Annotated in this window: 13 protein-coding genes; 7 read left to right on the top strand and 6 right to left on the bottom strand. The window is 69.8% G+C overall.

Annotated elements, in window-relative coordinates:
• Positions 1-37: 37 nt before the first annotated feature.
• From ACWDKQ_RS23555 to ACWDKQ_RS23565, 3 genes are read right to left on the bottom strand one after another with little or no spacing between them, the layout of a single operon-like run.
• Entirely contained in the window at positions 38-4,156 is a 4,119-nt protein-coding gene (locus ACWDKQ_RS23555) for a TIGR02680 family protein (RefSeq protein WP_450140914.1), read from the bottom strand.
• A complete protein-coding gene (locus ACWDKQ_RS23560) occupies positions 4,153-5,367 on the bottom strand; it encodes a TIGR02678 family protein (RefSeq protein WP_450140915.1) in 1,215 nt (404 codons plus the stop codon). The genes ACWDKQ_RS23555 and ACWDKQ_RS23560 overlap by 4 nt, the downstream gene beginning before the upstream one ends.
• Positions 5,364-7,016 (bottom strand): DUF2397 domain-containing protein, encoded by a 1,653-nt coding sequence (locus ACWDKQ_RS23565; protein ID WP_450140916.1) that lies wholly within the window; start codon positions 7,014-7,016, stop codon positions 5,364-5,366. Before ACWDKQ_RS23565 ends, ACWDKQ_RS23560 begins: the two co-directional genes overlap by 4 nt.
• Positions 7,017-7,281: 265 nt before the next feature.
• On the opposite strand from ACWDKQ_RS23565, the gene ACWDKQ_RS23570 reads away from it, so the two are divergent.
• Complete coding sequence (locus tag ACWDKQ_RS23570) at positions 7,282-8,262, top strand: cobalamin biosynthesis protein (RefSeq protein WP_450140917.1); 981 nt, start codon at positions 7,282-7,284, stop codon at positions 8,260-8,262.
• Positions 8,263-8,276: 14 nt separating this feature from the next.
• Here the strand turns inward: ACWDKQ_RS23570 and ACWDKQ_RS23575 are convergent, their stop codons facing one another.
• The gene (locus tag ACWDKQ_RS23575; protein ID WP_450140918.1) at positions 8,277-9,254 is read right to left on the bottom strand and encodes an SURF1 family cytochrome oxidase biogenesis protein; all 978 of its coding nucleotides are present in this window, start codon (positions 9,252-9,254) and stop codon (positions 8,277-8,279) included.
• A 286-nt stretch (positions 9,255-9,540) separates the two neighbouring features.
• On the opposite strand from ACWDKQ_RS23575, the gene ACWDKQ_RS23580 reads away from it, so the two are divergent.
• Positions 9,541-10,230 carry a DUF4190 domain-containing protein gene (locus tag ACWDKQ_RS23580; RefSeq protein WP_450140919.1) on the top strand — a complete coding sequence of 230 codons (690 nt, stop codon included), beginning with the start codon at positions 9,541-9,543 and terminating at the stop codon, positions 10,228-10,230.
• Positions 10,231-10,296: 66 nt separating this feature from the next.
• Here the strand turns inward: ACWDKQ_RS23580 and ACWDKQ_RS23585 are convergent, their stop codons facing one another.
• Together ACWDKQ_RS23585 and ACWDKQ_RS23590 are read right to left on the bottom strand one after the other, a co-directional pair.
• Positions 10,297-10,491 carry a DUF397 domain-containing protein gene (locus ACWDKQ_RS23585; protein ID WP_450140920.1) on the bottom strand — a complete coding sequence of 65 codons (195 nt, stop codon included), beginning with the start codon at positions 10,489-10,491 and terminating at the stop codon, positions 10,297-10,299.
• Entirely contained in the window at positions 10,472-11,338 is an 867-nt protein-coding gene (locus ACWDKQ_RS23590) for a helix-turn-helix domain-containing protein (protein WP_450140921.1), read from the bottom strand. Before ACWDKQ_RS23590 ends, ACWDKQ_RS23585 begins: the two co-directional genes overlap by 20 nt.
• A 117-nt stretch (positions 11,339-11,455) precedes the next feature.
• Between ACWDKQ_RS23590 and ACWDKQ_RS23595 the strand changes: the two genes are divergently transcribed.
• From ACWDKQ_RS23595 to ACWDKQ_RS23615, 5 genes are all read left to right on the top strand, one after another.
• Complete coding sequence (locus ACWDKQ_RS23595) at positions 11,456-11,692, top strand: zinc finger protein (RefSeq protein ID WP_450140928.1); 237 nt, start codon at positions 11,456-11,458, stop codon at positions 11,690-11,692.
• Positions 11,689-11,913, top strand: coding sequence for a hypothetical protein (locus tag ACWDKQ_RS23600; RefSeq protein WP_450140922.1), 225 nt, complete (start codon positions 11,689-11,691; stop codon positions 11,911-11,913). The genes ACWDKQ_RS23595 and ACWDKQ_RS23600 overlap by 4 nt, the downstream gene beginning before the upstream one ends.
• On the top strand, positions 11,910-12,254 hold the full coding sequence (locus ACWDKQ_RS23605) for a hypothetical protein (protein WP_450140923.1): 345 nt from the start codon (positions 11,910-11,912) through the stop codon (positions 12,252-12,254). Before ACWDKQ_RS23600 ends, ACWDKQ_RS23605 begins: the two co-directional genes overlap by 4 nt.
• Before the next feature lie 277 nt (positions 12,255-12,531).
• Positions 12,532-13,278 (top strand): DddA-like double-stranded DNA deaminase toxin, encoded by a 747-nt coding sequence (locus ACWDKQ_RS23610; RefSeq protein ID WP_450140924.1) that lies wholly within the window; start codon positions 12,532-12,534, stop codon positions 13,276-13,278.
• Positions 13,275-13,736 carry an Imm1 family immunity protein gene (locus tag ACWDKQ_RS23615; RefSeq protein ID WP_450140925.1) on the top strand — a complete coding sequence of 154 codons (462 nt, stop codon included), beginning with the start codon at positions 13,275-13,277 and terminating at the stop codon, positions 13,734-13,736. Before ACWDKQ_RS23610 ends, ACWDKQ_RS23615 begins: the two co-directional genes overlap by 4 nt.
• The last annotated feature ends 91 nt before the right edge of the window (positions 13,737-13,827 follow it).

Consider the following 13,827-nt stretch of genomic DNA (forward strand, 5'->3'; position numbering starts at 1 on the left):
GCATAGCCGCTCGAGGGTGCCGTTGATCCCGGAAAGATCACGTGTCGGCGCGGTCGAGGGCGGCGCCGTCCCACGTCGTGTGGGTGCAGGCGATGCCGTGGCCGCTGCGGGGCCGGAGCACGTCGTAGATGTGCATCTTCGGAATCTTCGGGGACACGCCCCAGCCGCTGGGCCAGGTGATCAGCCAATCCATGTCGAGGTCAACCAGCAGGCCGAGCATCCGCGCGATCGTCGGATCGTCCAGCCGCTCGAACGCCTCGTCCAGCAGCACCAGCCGCAGCGGCCCGCGCCCATCCGACGACACGCTGACCGCGTCGTAGAACGCCGCTGCCGCCGCGAACAGTGTCACGTACGAGATCAGCCGCGTCTCGCCGGAGGACAGCTGCCGCAGGCGCCGCACGCGAGGCTTGCCGTCCGGTCCGGTGTCGCGGACCCGCACGGTGAACGCGAACCACGACCGGTAGTCCAGCGCCCGCGTCAGGATTTCCGCGTAGCCGCCCGAGGTGCTGTCCCGCTCGGACTCGATCAGATCGGTGAACACCCGGCGCAGCAGCGCGTCCTGGTCGTCGCTGCGGTTGGCGAACGGGGTGCGGACCAGCTCGATGGCCTGCTTGATATCGTCGCCGAGCGCCGCCGACGGCTGCCATTCCAGCTGGACGTGCACGCCCTGGCTGGAGCGGGCGCCGTCGAGCACCTCGTTCATCCGCTTGCACAGGTCCTCGGCGATGCCGACCTGGCCGCGCAGCCGCTCCGCGAGGTCGCGGATCAGGTAGTCGGCGAAGATCGACTGGTAGCGCTCGTTGAGGTAACCGCGCTGCTCGGCGAGTCGTTCACCGACCCGGCGCGCGGCCTCGGCCACCGGCTGCGGGCCTTCCTCGCCGGTGACGGTCACGGTGAGCAGGCCGTGCTGGTCGGCGGCCGTGATGTCGTAGTTGCCGCTCAACGAGTGCTGCAGGGTTTGCAGGCGGCTGAGCACGGTGGATTCCGTCGAGCCCCGGCGGTCCGCCTCGGCGAGCAGGCCCGCCGCCTCGTCGAGGTCCTCCGGCGTGGTGTCGGCGATGCCCGCCGCCGACCACAGGCCCGGGATGCGCAGCACCTGCCGGAACGTGTCGGTCGCCGCCGCCGCGTCTTGCTCCCGGCCCGCGAGCTGGGACTGCTTGTGCTCTAGCTGGGTTTCCAGTCGCGCTGAGGACTCCCGCAGCGAGCTGATCTTCTCCCGCGCCTGCGGCAGCTGCTCGCGCAGCTCGACGCGCTCCCGCTCGAAAGCGCCGACCTTGTCGGCGATCTGCTGCGCCTCGCCGCCGACGGCGGACGTGAGCTCCGCGAGGCCAGTGGCCTGCTCCGCGTACTCGGCGCAGCGCCGCTCGGCCTGCGACTCGGCCTCCATCCGGTCGACCACTGCCGCGTCGTGGTGCAGCGAGAGGTCCCGCAGGTCCGTGAGGGTCGGCAGGCAGCGCGATTCGATCGCTTCGCGCAGCGCATCGATGCCAGCGCGGGCGTCGACGGCGGCCCGGTGGGCGGTGTCGAGCACCTGCGTTTCGGCCGGCAGGTCGGCTTCGCCCGCGGCGCGCACCAGCTCGGCCCGCGACGCCTGCCAGCGCTGATCGGCGCTCTCGTGCTGCTCGCGCAGCTGCACGGCCTTCTCGTCGGCATCCGCCGCGGCCTCGATCGCCGTGGCCAGCTTGGCGTGTGAGGTCAGCAGGTCGCTGTCGTCCGGGTACGACTCGACGTGCTGCTCGAGGTCCGCCGCGTGCTCGCCCGCCTCGCGGTGCCGCCGCTCGGCTTCGCCGATCTCGGCGCGCAGCCGCGCGAGGTCTTCCTCCAGCTCCGTGATGCGCCGGGCTCGGGCCGCTTCGCGGGCCCCCGCGCCGACATACTCCGCCGTCTCCTTGCGCCAGGCGCCGGAGAGCACCCCGGCGCCCCAGGCGCCGGTGACCGACACGGAGAGTCCGGCACCGCCGTCGATCGACACCGAGGCCAGCAGGGCGGCGACCCGCTCCGGCGGTACCGGACATTTGGCCTCGGCCGCTGGGGACAGCAGCTCGGCCAGCGTGCCGCCGGAGCGGGACTCCGCGGGGGCGGCCAGGAGGTCGGCGAGGCCGGGCACTGCGCCGTCGGCGGTGACCCAGGCGTTGAGCAGCCCGCTGGCCTGCAGCGCTGCCTCCAGCCCGGCCCGGTCGGATTCGCCCAGTGACGGCTGGAAGTCCACCAGCTCGTAGAAGGCCCGCCCCTGGCTGGCGTCTCGCTCGGCGTCGGCCCAGGTTGGGCGGCTCGGGGTTTGCTCGTGCCCGGCGCGGAGCTCGGCGAGTTCTTGTTCGCGGGACCGGGATCGCTTGCGGAGCTCGGCGATTTCCTGCTCGACCTCGGCCACCTGCCGGCGCGCTTCGTGCAGCTGCGGCTTCGCCCAGCGACGTGCCTGCTCGCGGGCCTGCCGGGTCGCCGAACGGTCACCGACCAGGTCCTCGACGGCTGGCGGCTCCGGCAGCAGGTCATCCACAGTGGACGGCCACTCGGCGGCCCACTTCTGCGCGCGTTCCACCCACACCGCTGCGGCGTCGGAGAGTTCCTGCTGCGCCTGGTTGCGCCGCCCGGCCGCTTCCGTCGCGGTCAGCTGCGCCTGCCGCGCCTGCCGCTGGAGCTCGGTGACCTTTTCCTGCTCCGCGTCCAGCTCCCGGGACTGCTGATGCAGCGCGAGCGTCAGCGCCGAACGCTGCCGGGCGACCGACGAGACCTGCTCGGAAGTTCTCACCGCCGCGCGGAATTCCGCGGCGAGCGCATTGGTGTCCAGTTGGGGCGCGGCGTAGCGCTCCACGGGCACCGGCTCCGCGTCCGGTTCCGGCGAGGTCCGCACCCGCGCCTGCTCGGCCTGCACCTCGGCGGCCGGAATCGCCGGTGGTCGCGGCACCAGCGACCCGTCCAGTCCAGCCGTGGAAAGCTGCTGGGCCGCGCGGGCCGCGGCCTGCCCGGCCGCCTCGGTGTCACCGGTCAATCGGCGCAGCATGCCCACCACCGACTCCACCGAGCGGTGCTCCTGCGCGCGGTGCTTGTTCGCCGTGTCGAGCGCGGACACCGCTGCGCTGCGGGAGCTTTCCACCAGCCGCTCGCGGTCGCGCAGGTTCTGCAGCTCGGAATATGCCGGGTGGGAGCGCAACGCGTCGATGCTGGATTCCAGCTCGGCCTCGCGCTGTTCCAGTTCGACGATCGTCTGCTGCGCGGTTTCGCGATCGTGCTGCTTGCCGGCCACCTGCTTCTCCAAGCCGGTCAGCTCCTTGCGCAGCGCCCGAAGCTTCTCCTGCGCGGTGCGCATCGCCTCGGCGCGGTCGCGCAACGCGCCGAATGCGTAGCCGGAATAGGTGGACAGGAATGCTGTGAGCGCCTTGTCCGCGCCGGTCAACCGGACGATGTTCTCCCGGATCGACTCCAGGTCGTCGAACGAGGTCGCCAGCCGCTCGATCAGGCCCGGGTCCAGTGGCGGCAGCGCGTCCGACAGGAGCTGCTCCAGCTGCCCTTCCAAGACCTTCAGGCCGACATCGGGGTTGCGCAGCGTCCGCTGCAGGTGCAGCAGGTCGCCGTAGCGCGCGGCAGGCACGCCGTAGACCGATGCGGCGACCTTCGCGCGGAACGCCTGGTCGTCGAGGATGCAGTCGGCGCCGAGCAGCTCGCGCAGCTGCGCCGAACCCAGCGGCACCCGGTCCGTGCCGACCAGATGGAGGTTGATGCCGACCCGGCGGCCGGTGATGAACCGCCACGAATCGCTGATCGACTGCGAGGTCTTGGACGCCTTCACCCCGATGCCACAGGTGAGGAATTCCTCAGTTCCGCCGTTAGCGCCGCCGCCCGGGGTTTCGCGGTGCAGCTCGATCCAGGCGTAGCCGATCCGGTTCGGCCCGCCCGGGTACTCGTCGAGCATCAGGCGCCGGATGCTGACCGTGTCGAAGCCCTTCGAACCCAGTTGCCGAAGGTCGCCGTCCAGGCACAGCGGCAGCAGTAGCTCCAGGGTGCGGGATTTGCCGGAACCGTTGGTGCCCTGGAAGATCGCCCGGCCGCCGCCCAGGTCGAAGGTCGTCTCGGCGTACTGCCAGATGTTGACGATCCCGCCGCGGTGCAGCCGCCAGCGGTTGGCGGTGGGCACCGATTCCGTGCTGTCTGCGCTCACCGCGGACCGTCCTCTTGCATCTCGTCGAACACCGTCATCTCGTCGAACAACGACCAGCCCGGTGGCTCCGGGGCCGGTTCCGGTTCCCGGCCCGGGGCCGGAGTGGCGTCCGGCTGCGGCAGCCAGCGGTGCGCCGCCGGGCTGAGCAGCCATCGGCCGTCGTGGTCCTGCAGCAGGCCGAGCCGGCGCAGCAGCGCGACGACCGAGTGCACCAGGTCCTGGTGGTCCTCGGTGGCCTGCCGGGACCACGCGGCGGGGTAGGAGTCGACTAGGTCCTGGCAAACGCCGGTGAAATCCTGCCAGGTCACCGGGTGCTTGCCGGACCCTTCCGGTTCCGCGCGGCCGAGCAATTCCGGCAGCGCCAGCAGCGCGATGCGCGCGACCGTGCCGGGGCCGGGGAAGACCAGGTCGGTGAGGTAGTCCTCCGGATCGCAGACCACCACGCCTTCCGCGCGGCACTCGCCGACCAAGCCGAAAAACCTCTCCAGCAGGCGGGATTCGTTCGTCACGTGCTCGCGCAGCCAGGCCGCCTGCTCGGTCGGCAGGTCATCGTATAGCACGACCGGGTCCTCGACGAGCCGACGCCGCACCGCGTGCTCCAGGTTCCGCGGCCCGGCCGCGGAGGCCAGCTCGACCAGCTGCTCGGGGCTGTCGGCCTCGGCGAGCGGCCCGGCTATGAGCTGGCCAAGCAGATCGGTGTCGATGGTGATCAAGGCTTCGGCGGTGGACTCGGCGGTCACCGAGCCCTCGGTTTCGGTGATCACACCGAGCGCCACCAGCTGCCGCAGCGCTGCCGTGAGCGCGCGCCGATCCGCCGGGTCGTCGACTACCTGGACACCGGCCTCTACGGCGGCTGCGCGGACGTCGCTCACCAGCCGCGACAGCAGGACCTGGCGGCCGATGCCGGTCAGCGCGGCCAGCGTCAGCGCCAGGTACGCGTAGCTGCGGGGTGACAGCGACGACTCACCGCGGGTGGCGTCCGCGCCCGGCCCGGACTTGTAGAGCCGTGCGAAACGCCGCTCCACCACCAGGCGGTAGCCCAGCAGCGAGGAGAACACCTCCTGGAGCACGACTCGCTGGCGGTAGATCATCGGCAGCAGATCGCCGTCCGGTCCGCCGGGGTGCAGCAGCGGCCGACGCAGCAGCACGCGGGCGCAGCGAACCACGTTCGCCGCATCGATGTCGGGGAGTTCTTCGAAGGTTGAGATCATCGAGCGGCTCCCCGCACGGTTTCTGGGGTTTCGGGTATGGCTCCGTCGCCGGAAACCTCCAGCGCGGTGTCGCGTAGCGTCAAAGTGCCTGCGGTGCTGGAGATCCGGGTTTCCCGACCGGCTTCGGGGCGCACCGTGACGCGCAGCCGGTGCACCGGGTCGAGGGCCGTGCCGGAATCGTCGGAACCTTCGCGCTGCGCCATCGCCAGCGTCAACAGCTCGCACAGCACGCCGAGCGCATCGCGGGAAAGCTTCCGCTCGGCCAGTTGTGAACTCGCCGCGGCCAGCTCGGCGACCGCCGCGGAGCGCCGCTCGTCGGCCTGACGTGCCTGCGCCAGCAGGGCTTCCTCGGTCATCGGGTCGTCGAGCACCCGCGAAGTCCGGCCGCGCGCCCCGCGATCACCCCGGCTACGCACGCTGACCGTGACGTCGAGGACCGGGCCGTCGCGCCACGCGACCTTGTCGTTGTCGCTGTCATAATCCGGTGCGGGCAGCAGGTGCCGCGTCGAATGCAGGCCGAAAGCAGCCGAATAGACCTGGTGGGCGCTGGTTTCGTCGGCCCCGTCGAACCACCTCGCCAGCTTCAGCAGCTCGCCCCGGCGCCCCGGCACCAGCCCACCACCGGAGGTGGCGCGCTTGACGCTGGCCAGCAGCGAGCCGATCGCGCGGGCGGTGGCCTCGCGCAGCGCGGCGACTTGGCTCGGCCGACCCGGCGAGTCGACGAACCAGTCGGTCAGCTCGTGCCAGTCCGCGGCGGTGCGGCCCCGGGCGCGCTCCACGTCGATGCCCAACTGGTCGGCCGGGCCCAGCAGCCGGAGCAGCTCGCTGCGGACCCCGGCCAGCCCAGCCAGCGAACCGGCGATCGTCGCGGTGTGTCGCAGCACGTCCTCGACGACCATCTGAATGTACTCGACCAGCAGGTTCCGGAACCCGGAGATCTCCTCGGGCGCCAGCTGGTGGCGGGTCACGACCTGGCCCAGGTACGCGTAGAAGTCGCGGACGGTGGCGGCGAGCTCGGCGTGCTGCAGGAACACCGTGGTGACCTGCTCGGCGAGCCGCTCCCGGGCCTGCCGGGCGGGTTTAGCCCTCGGGTCGCGGAGTTGCGCGGCCAACGCCTCCGAAAGCGCCGCGCCGATCTCGGACAACCCGCGGTCGATGGCGGGCAGCAACTCGCGCGAGACCTCGCGGGCGCCTTCGGGAACCCGCAGCAGCGCGTCGACGTCCCGCTGCACCCGGACCGCGAGCTTGCTGACCTGGTAGCGGACGCTGCCGTGCTGGAACTCAGCGATGCTCGACGCGATCGTCTCGCGGCGGCCAACTACCAGGTTGCCCCACTTGACCAGCTGCTTTAGTCGGTCGATGGCAGTGTCCACATCGGACTCGCCAGCCGCCACCCTGCCTTCGCGTTCGGCCGCGGCCAGCGCCGCGCCGACCTCGCCGGCGGACAGGTCGGCCAGCAGCGTCGAGGTGAACAGCCGCATAATCGCGAGATAGGTGCGGTGCTCGGGTGCCTGCAGGTAGGCGAAGAGCTGCAGGCGCTGTCCGCCGTCGCGGGTCTGCTCGGGAGCCTGCGTGGCCGGCGCGTCCGTCGCGGTGGTTCCCGCGACGCCCGCGCGCAGCACGTCGGCATCGTGGTCCGGGGCCGTCACGGTCCGCCACGATATCCGGTCGTGCCGACACGGCCGGTCACCTGGCATGCGGTGGCCGGTCCCACAGGCCCCACGGGTAGCGTTCCGGGGAGATTTGCGAGGTGCGGGGGGCCTGCGAACCCGTGGTGCGCCCGGACCCGGGAGCCGCTCGGGCGGCGGTATCCGGCGACGGAATCACGGCCGATCACCACGCAGAACGCCTACCGTTGCCGCGGGCTTCCGGAGGGGTTGACTCGCACCAGACCGATTTGGAGGAACGGCACCGGTGAGCGCGGGACGGGCGGTCGGACTGCTACTCGGAGTGGCCGCGGACGCGGCGATCGGCGACCCGAAGCGCGGGCACCCGGTCGCGATCTTCGGCAAGGCCGCGCAGGCAGTCGAGCGGGCGCTGCACCGGGATCAGCGGATCGCTGGCATCGCCTACACCGGCCTGCTGGTCGGCGGCACGTTCGGGATCGGGGTCCTCGCTCAGCGGCTGTCGCGGCGCAGCCCCGTACTGGAAGCCGCAGTCACCGGCCTGGCCACCTGGGCGGTGCTCGGCGGCTCGTCGCTGGCCGACGAGGGCACCGCGATGGCCAGGATGCTCGACGCCGGGGAGATCGATGCCGCACGAGCACGGCTGCGCAACCTGTGCGGGCGGGACTCAGCGGTGCTGGACGGGCAAGGCCTGGCCCGCGCCACCGTCGAATCCGTCGCCGAGAACACCTCCGACGCGGTGGTCGCGCCGCTGGTGTGGGGAGCGATCGCCGGGGTTCCGGGCCTGATCGGCTACCGCGCGGCCAACACCCTCGACGCCATGGTCGGGCACCGCTCGCCGCGTTACCGCAACTTCGGTTGGGCCTCGGCGCGCCTGGACGACGTGCTGAACCTGGTGCCGTCCCGGCTCGCGGCGGTGCTGACCTCGGCGTGCGCGCCAGTGGTCGGCGGATCGGCGAGCGGGGCGTGGCGGACGTGGCGGCAGGACGCCTCGGCCCACCCGAGCCCGAACGCCGGGCAGGTCGAGGCGGCGTTCGCGGGTGCCCTGCAGATCCGCCTGGGCGGCCGGACGGTGTACGGCCACGTGGTGGAGCAGCGCCCGGTGCTGGGAGAGGGCCGCACGGCGGACGCGGGCGACGTGACCCGAAGCGTCGAGCTCTCGCGGGTGATCGGCACGGTGACGGGAGTCCTGACGGCGGCCTACGCCCTGACCCGAGCCCTCCGCCGAGACCGTCGCTCCCCGGCTGCGTGGAGTCGGGGACCAGGCTGACGCCGCGTCGTGGGTCAGGCTTGGTGAGTTGGTTCGTTTTTGGGGGCTTCGCCGCCGCCGCTGGTGGTGGCGGCGGTTTCCTCGGTCGTCTCGCCGGATTCTCGTGCCGCTGCTTCGCGTTCGCGGCGTTCTTCTTCCGCGATCGCCTCGGCCACCGACACCTTGCGGCGGCCGCCGCTGTTGGCTCGGCCACCCGGGGCCGGTCCGTCGGCGGGCTCGTCCGCCGTGCCATCCGCGTCGGTTCGGTTTCGCCAGGCCGGGCGGGCGTCGGTGCGCAGCTCCGAGTACACCAGGTAGCCGATCGCGATGATCGCCATGATGCCGAACGCGATCCACTGCAGCGCGTACGAGAAGTACGGTCCCGACTCTAGGCGCGGCAGCGGCAATGCCTCCAACACGCCCGGCTGGCCCTCGTTTAGGGCGAGGTAGCCCGGCCGCAGTGCGATACCGGTGCCGTTCGCGATGGTCTGCGCGTTCACCGCGTAGGCCCAGCGGTGCCCGTCGTGGTCGAACAGCGGGCGCTGCTTGCTGTCTTGCTCGTCGGTGCGGACTCGGGCGGTGAGCGTGAGGTCACCGGTCGGCGCGGTCGCGTAGTCCGGCGCCTGGGTGCCGTTGACGGGGCGGATGAAGCCACGGTCGACCAGCACCGTCGTGCCGTCGTCGAGCCGGAACGGGGTCAGCACTTCGAGGGCGGGCTCGCCGAGCACCGTGCGCTGCCAGGCCAGCGTCTCGCCCTCCGGCAGGTACCGGCCGTGCATCATGACCTGCGACCACTCGGTCCGCTGGTCCGGCACTTGGCCAGCGGGCAGCACCTCCGCCAGCGGCTTCGGCGACGCGTGGAACGACTCGGAGATGGCGTTGTTGCGTGCTAGGGCCTCGTCGCTGCGGCTGAACTGCCAGGGTGCCAGCAGCGTGAAGCAGAGCGACGCGAACACCACGACCAGCGCAATCAGGCCGAGCCAACCGGGTCGTAGCAAGAACTTCAGGCGCACCCTTCTACGGTAAGCGGCCAACCCGGAGCCCCGCCGCCACCCCCCACCGTCGCACTGGCCGCTCGTGGCCAGCGCGATCAGCGACCGTCATCTGGGTGAAGCTCATTCGCGTGAGAAGGTGCGGCTGCACGGAGCGTCGGTCGGTTTGCGAAGGTTGTCGTCTTCGGGTGGTTCAGGTGTCGTGAGCGGAGCGGGCCGCGGTAACTGTCTGGGACGCGTAGCCCCCGCCGAAGGGTGGAGGTCTCAAAACACAAACGGGTGCTGACCACAGAATCGGAGAGACGACGTGAGTCAGACCCCCACCACGCCCCCGAGCGCTGGCGATCACGCGCCAGCGCCACGCAACGGCTTCGGCATCACCGCGCTTGTCCTGGCGATCGTCGGAGCCGTGTTCGGCCTGATCCCCTTGACGGGGTTCATCGCGCTAATCCTCGGCGCGTTGGCAGTGCTGTTCGGCCTGCTCGGCGTCGGCCGGGTGCGCCGCGGAGCCGCAACCAACCGCGTCATGACGTGGACTGCGACCGGGCTGGGCGTCGGCGTGGCCGCGCTCGGCATCGTGGGTGTCGCGATGATGGTCGACGCGATCCAGAGGTTTGACAGCGAGCTGCAGGAAATCTCGGGGCTCGCGAACGGCGTTGCCAACGGCGGCACCCCTGTGATTCCTGGCACGGAGACGCCTGACGCCGTGCAAGACGTGAACCTGTCCGGCTGCAGCGCGCGCACCGAATACGGGACCACCACCGCCGAGGCCAACCTGACCATCACGAACTCGTTGGACCGGTCGGCAAGCTACTGGGTGGTGATCGCTGTTGACGATCCTGCCGGTAACCGCCTAAGCGAGATCTACGCGATTCGCAACGAGCTGGGAGCTGGGCAGTCGGCGCAGCTGTCTGGGTGGGACGCGTCGACCATGCTCGGAAGCCGCCCCGACGCGATCACCTGCCGCGTGGTCGACGTTGACCGGATGGCGTTCTAGAGCGTCCGCACGTACAGCAGCGCCCGCCTGGTGATACCGACACCAGGCGGGCGCGCTGCCGTGCTGTCAGGCCTCGTAACGACCGTTCTTGATCGAGGCGATGAACGCCGACCATTGGTCGGTGGTGGTTGTGAAGTATCCGGCGGCCCGGTCCTTGGTGTCGCGGACTGCGGCGCCGTCGCCGAAGCTGCCAATCTCGACGCATGCGGATTGCTGGCCGGAGTAGCTTGCCTTGCGCCAGTTAGTCGGGTGTACCGTCACTCTGTTCCTCCATCAACTCGGCACTGCGGGCGATGAGCCTCAGTGAGTCGGCTGGGCTCATCGCCGCTTGCCGGAGGCTATCCCCCGCTTGGGCGTAGTCGTGGATGTCCCCGTCGTCGTAGAGGAACGCAGATGACCGGAAGTGTTCGAGGTTAACGATCGGTGACGCTTTCGGGAACTGGAAGAGGATGAACGCACCTTCGAGCGCGAGGTGCCAGGTCTGCGTGCTACTGGGGACGATCTGTACGGAAACGTTTGTTAGCTCGGCCATCTTGGCGATGTGTCGCAGTTGGTCGGCCATGACGCTGGGGCCGCCGATCGGTTGGTACAGCACGTGTTCGGCGATTATGGCATCGAACTGGACCGGGTTGCGGCGCGTCAGCACGTCCCGCCGACCGACTCGCATCGTCACCCAGGTATCGAGCTCGTGGGCAGGCAGACCGGACATGATGGTGCGGGCGTAATCGGAAGTTTGTAGCAGACCCGGGATCAGCATCGGAGCCACTTCGACGATCCGGGTCGCGGTCCGTTCGAACTCGATCAGGGTCGTGAGCTCTGTACGGGTGCCGCTCGCACCGGCGAGCAGCCAGTTGGGCTCTGCGGCGTTGCGAGCCATCTCGACCAGCCGGTCACGCACGGCGGCACCGGCGCCCACCGCAGTGAGGATGCTCGCCACATCTTCGGGGCTGGGTACCCGATCCCCGGTCTCGTAGCGTGATAGCGACGCGTTCGAGATTGTTGCCAGTGCCGCCACCTTCCGCTGACTGAGTCCTGCCGATTCGCGTGCTTCGCGCAGCTCAGCGCCCAGTGCGCGTGCCTTTGGTGTCTTCCCACTGTTTCCGGCCACGCTGCAATCGTAGGCAGATTTGGCGGCAAAACTCGATCACCCTATCGAAGCATTGCTTCCGTGTTACCGCAGCAACCATGCTGATCGGTAACAGTCCACGAGCTATCGGGGGTGACGATGTACCGACCTCACCCGTTCCATTGGGTTCCTTCTGGTGGCCTGCGGCACGCAAGCACCGACACCAGACCTCACGAGGGCTACCCCAACGGATTCGTGGTGGCCACCCTGTGCGGTCACCAGTTGGCAGCGGAAAACACCAGTCTGGCGTGGTTGTGGGAGACGTGCCGGACCTGCAACGACAAGGCTCACGAGCTCGCTAAGACACCGACGTCACCCGCCGCGAGTGCGATATGAACGCGACGGAAGCCGACCGGGCAGTCAAACTCGCCGAGTTGTTGACGAACGCGGCCGTCGCGCTAAAGGACCTATCCAACGCGGTCCTCTTTGGACGTGCGACGGATGAGGATCTGCTGGACGGCGAACAGCTGTTGTCCGAGCTGGTCGACACGATCAGGGACCAGTGCAAGAGCTATGTTCCGCCGCGCGTGATCGACGGCGATAGGACAGGCCGATGATCGCCGCGTTGGTGGCAAGCGGTCTGCTCGGCGTTGGCGGGCTCGCGCTGTGGGCGACGTTCTACTACGCCCCGGCGCAGCACGCGGGTAGCGGCGAGGGTGCTTTGACGGTCGCCTACCTGGTTGCGCGGGTGGATGCGGAGACGCGCGGTAATGGTCGGCACCGGCTGCGCGAGCCGCGCACCGTGCAGATGCGCGGAGATCTCGCCGATGCGCTCGCCCTCGACGAAACCCGGCTGCTGCCACTGGTCGAGTCTGGTTTGCCGGTCGATGACCGGGAAGCCATGGCACGGCACCCCGGAATGCTGCGGCGGCTGCTCGCCGCGTTGCTGCAGCTATAGACCCAGTGGGAATGCCGCTGCCGATCCAGACCGGTGTTCCCACCGCAACCACGTGCCTGCGCCGTTGCCTACAGGTCGGCCAGGTACGCGGATGGTCAGGCGACGCAAGCCCCCCGACGTCGTCTGGCCATCCACCCCAGCCCCCCGGCGCGGAACGGCCGACCCGACATGGCGGCCGTAGCTGGGTCGACGAGCGGCAGTGCGCCGCAACCGGCCCCATCGCGCCGGGGGGACCTGCCACGCTATCCGGCGCGGCGGACTTCAAGAGGAGGGCGAAGTGTCGGCGGTCGGTGATCTCGATCAGGCGTTGGCGCAGGTGGTTGATCGGATCACGGCCGCCCTCGACCTTCTCACCGCCGCACAGGACGCCTGCGATGAAGCCGGTGGAGTCCTGGGGTCCGCACTGGAAGGCACCGCCGACCCGGCGGCCCTGGAAGTCCTCGCGGCGGTGGAGCCGACCAGCGACGAGTTGATCCACGCCTACCAGGCGACAACCTGCGTGATCGAGCTGATCACCACCTACCGCCGAGGTCTGGAAGTCCAGCAGGCGGTCGACAAAACCCCGCCCAGCGCAGCACATCCCTCAACTGCGGGCCGGATACCTACAGACGCCGCCCACGACCGACGGTGGGTCGAGCAGGCGCGCAACCGACTACCCCGCTGGGAAGGCGGACAGACAACAGGCTTCGGCTACGACCGCGACGGCACCGAGTTCCGCATCACCAGCGGCCGGGAGGACATCTCCGAGCGCGTGCGGCTGACGCTGCACAACTCCGACGTGTTTCCGCCGTCCGACAGTCGCGGCGCCCCAGCGGTGTTCACCCACGTCGAGGCAAAATACGCCGAAATGATGAAGGAATCGGGGCAGACGTACGGCGTCGTAGTCGTCAACAATCGCATGTGCCCCGGTGACCAGAACTGCGAAGCGGCAGTGCGCGCGATCCTGCCCTGTGGTTCGGTGCTCATGGTGTGGACACCGGGCCGCGATCGACCGATTGAGATCCAGGGAGAGGCCAGACCATGAAAACCGAGGTGCTGCCTGTGGTGACGGGCATCCTTGGCCACGAGTTCCGTTACGCGCAGGCTCCCGACGAAGTACGCAACCTCGTCAATGCGATCGTCACCGAAGCACCCTTGCAGTACTCGCAGATATATGTGTGGGATCGTCCCTGCCGCCAGTCCGACGACGGCAGCATTCACGAGTTCCCGCGAGGACGCCTGCGCATCACGACCAACCGAACCACCAGGTGGGGCGCGCTCAACTACATGCATCCCGGAGCCCCGGACGGTGTCCTGGTCGACTCGCTCAACCCCGAGGCCACCGAGGAAATTCCGGCCCTGTTGTTCGATCCGGTGGGTGATCTGTGGTTCCCGGCCTCAGCGTCCTTGCCGCTGGAGAGGGTGCGCGAGGCCATTGCCGAGTACTGCCGTACCGGGGCGCGGCCGACGTGCGTGCAGTGGCAACCCGGCGAGTGGTACTGATCCTGGTGGTTAATTGGTTTAGGCTGCCAGGCTGAGTTCGAGGCGGGCGAGGTGGCTGGTGCGGGTCCGGTCGAGCGGGTGGCTGTTCCAC

Source organism: Saccharopolyspora sp. NPDC000995, from assembly GCF_053599315.1.

What these genes read in the sequence shown, in the direction of transcription:
- ACWDKQ_RS23600 (WP_450140922.1), top strand. Translation starts at nt 11,689, where the DNA reads ATGAACGCGACGGAAGCCGACCGGGCAGTCAAACTCGCCGAGTTGTTG.
- ACWDKQ_RS23595 (WP_450140928.1), top strand. Translation starts at nt 11,456, where the DNA reads ATGTACCGACCTCACCCGTTCCATTGGGTTCCTTCTGGTGGCCTGCGG.
- ACWDKQ_RS23560 (WP_450140915.1), bottom strand. Translation starts at nt 5,367, where the DNA reads ATGATCTCAACCTTCGAAGAACTCCCCGACATCGATGCGGCGAACGTG.
- ACWDKQ_RS23615 (WP_450140925.1), top strand. Translation starts at nt 13,275, where the DNA reads ATGAAAACCGAGGTGCTGCCTGTGGTGACGGGCATCCTTGGCCACGAG.
- ACWDKQ_RS23605 (WP_450140923.1), top strand. Translation starts at nt 11,910, where the DNA reads ATGATCGCCGCGTTGGTGGCAAGCGGTCTGCTCGGCGTTGGCGGGCTC.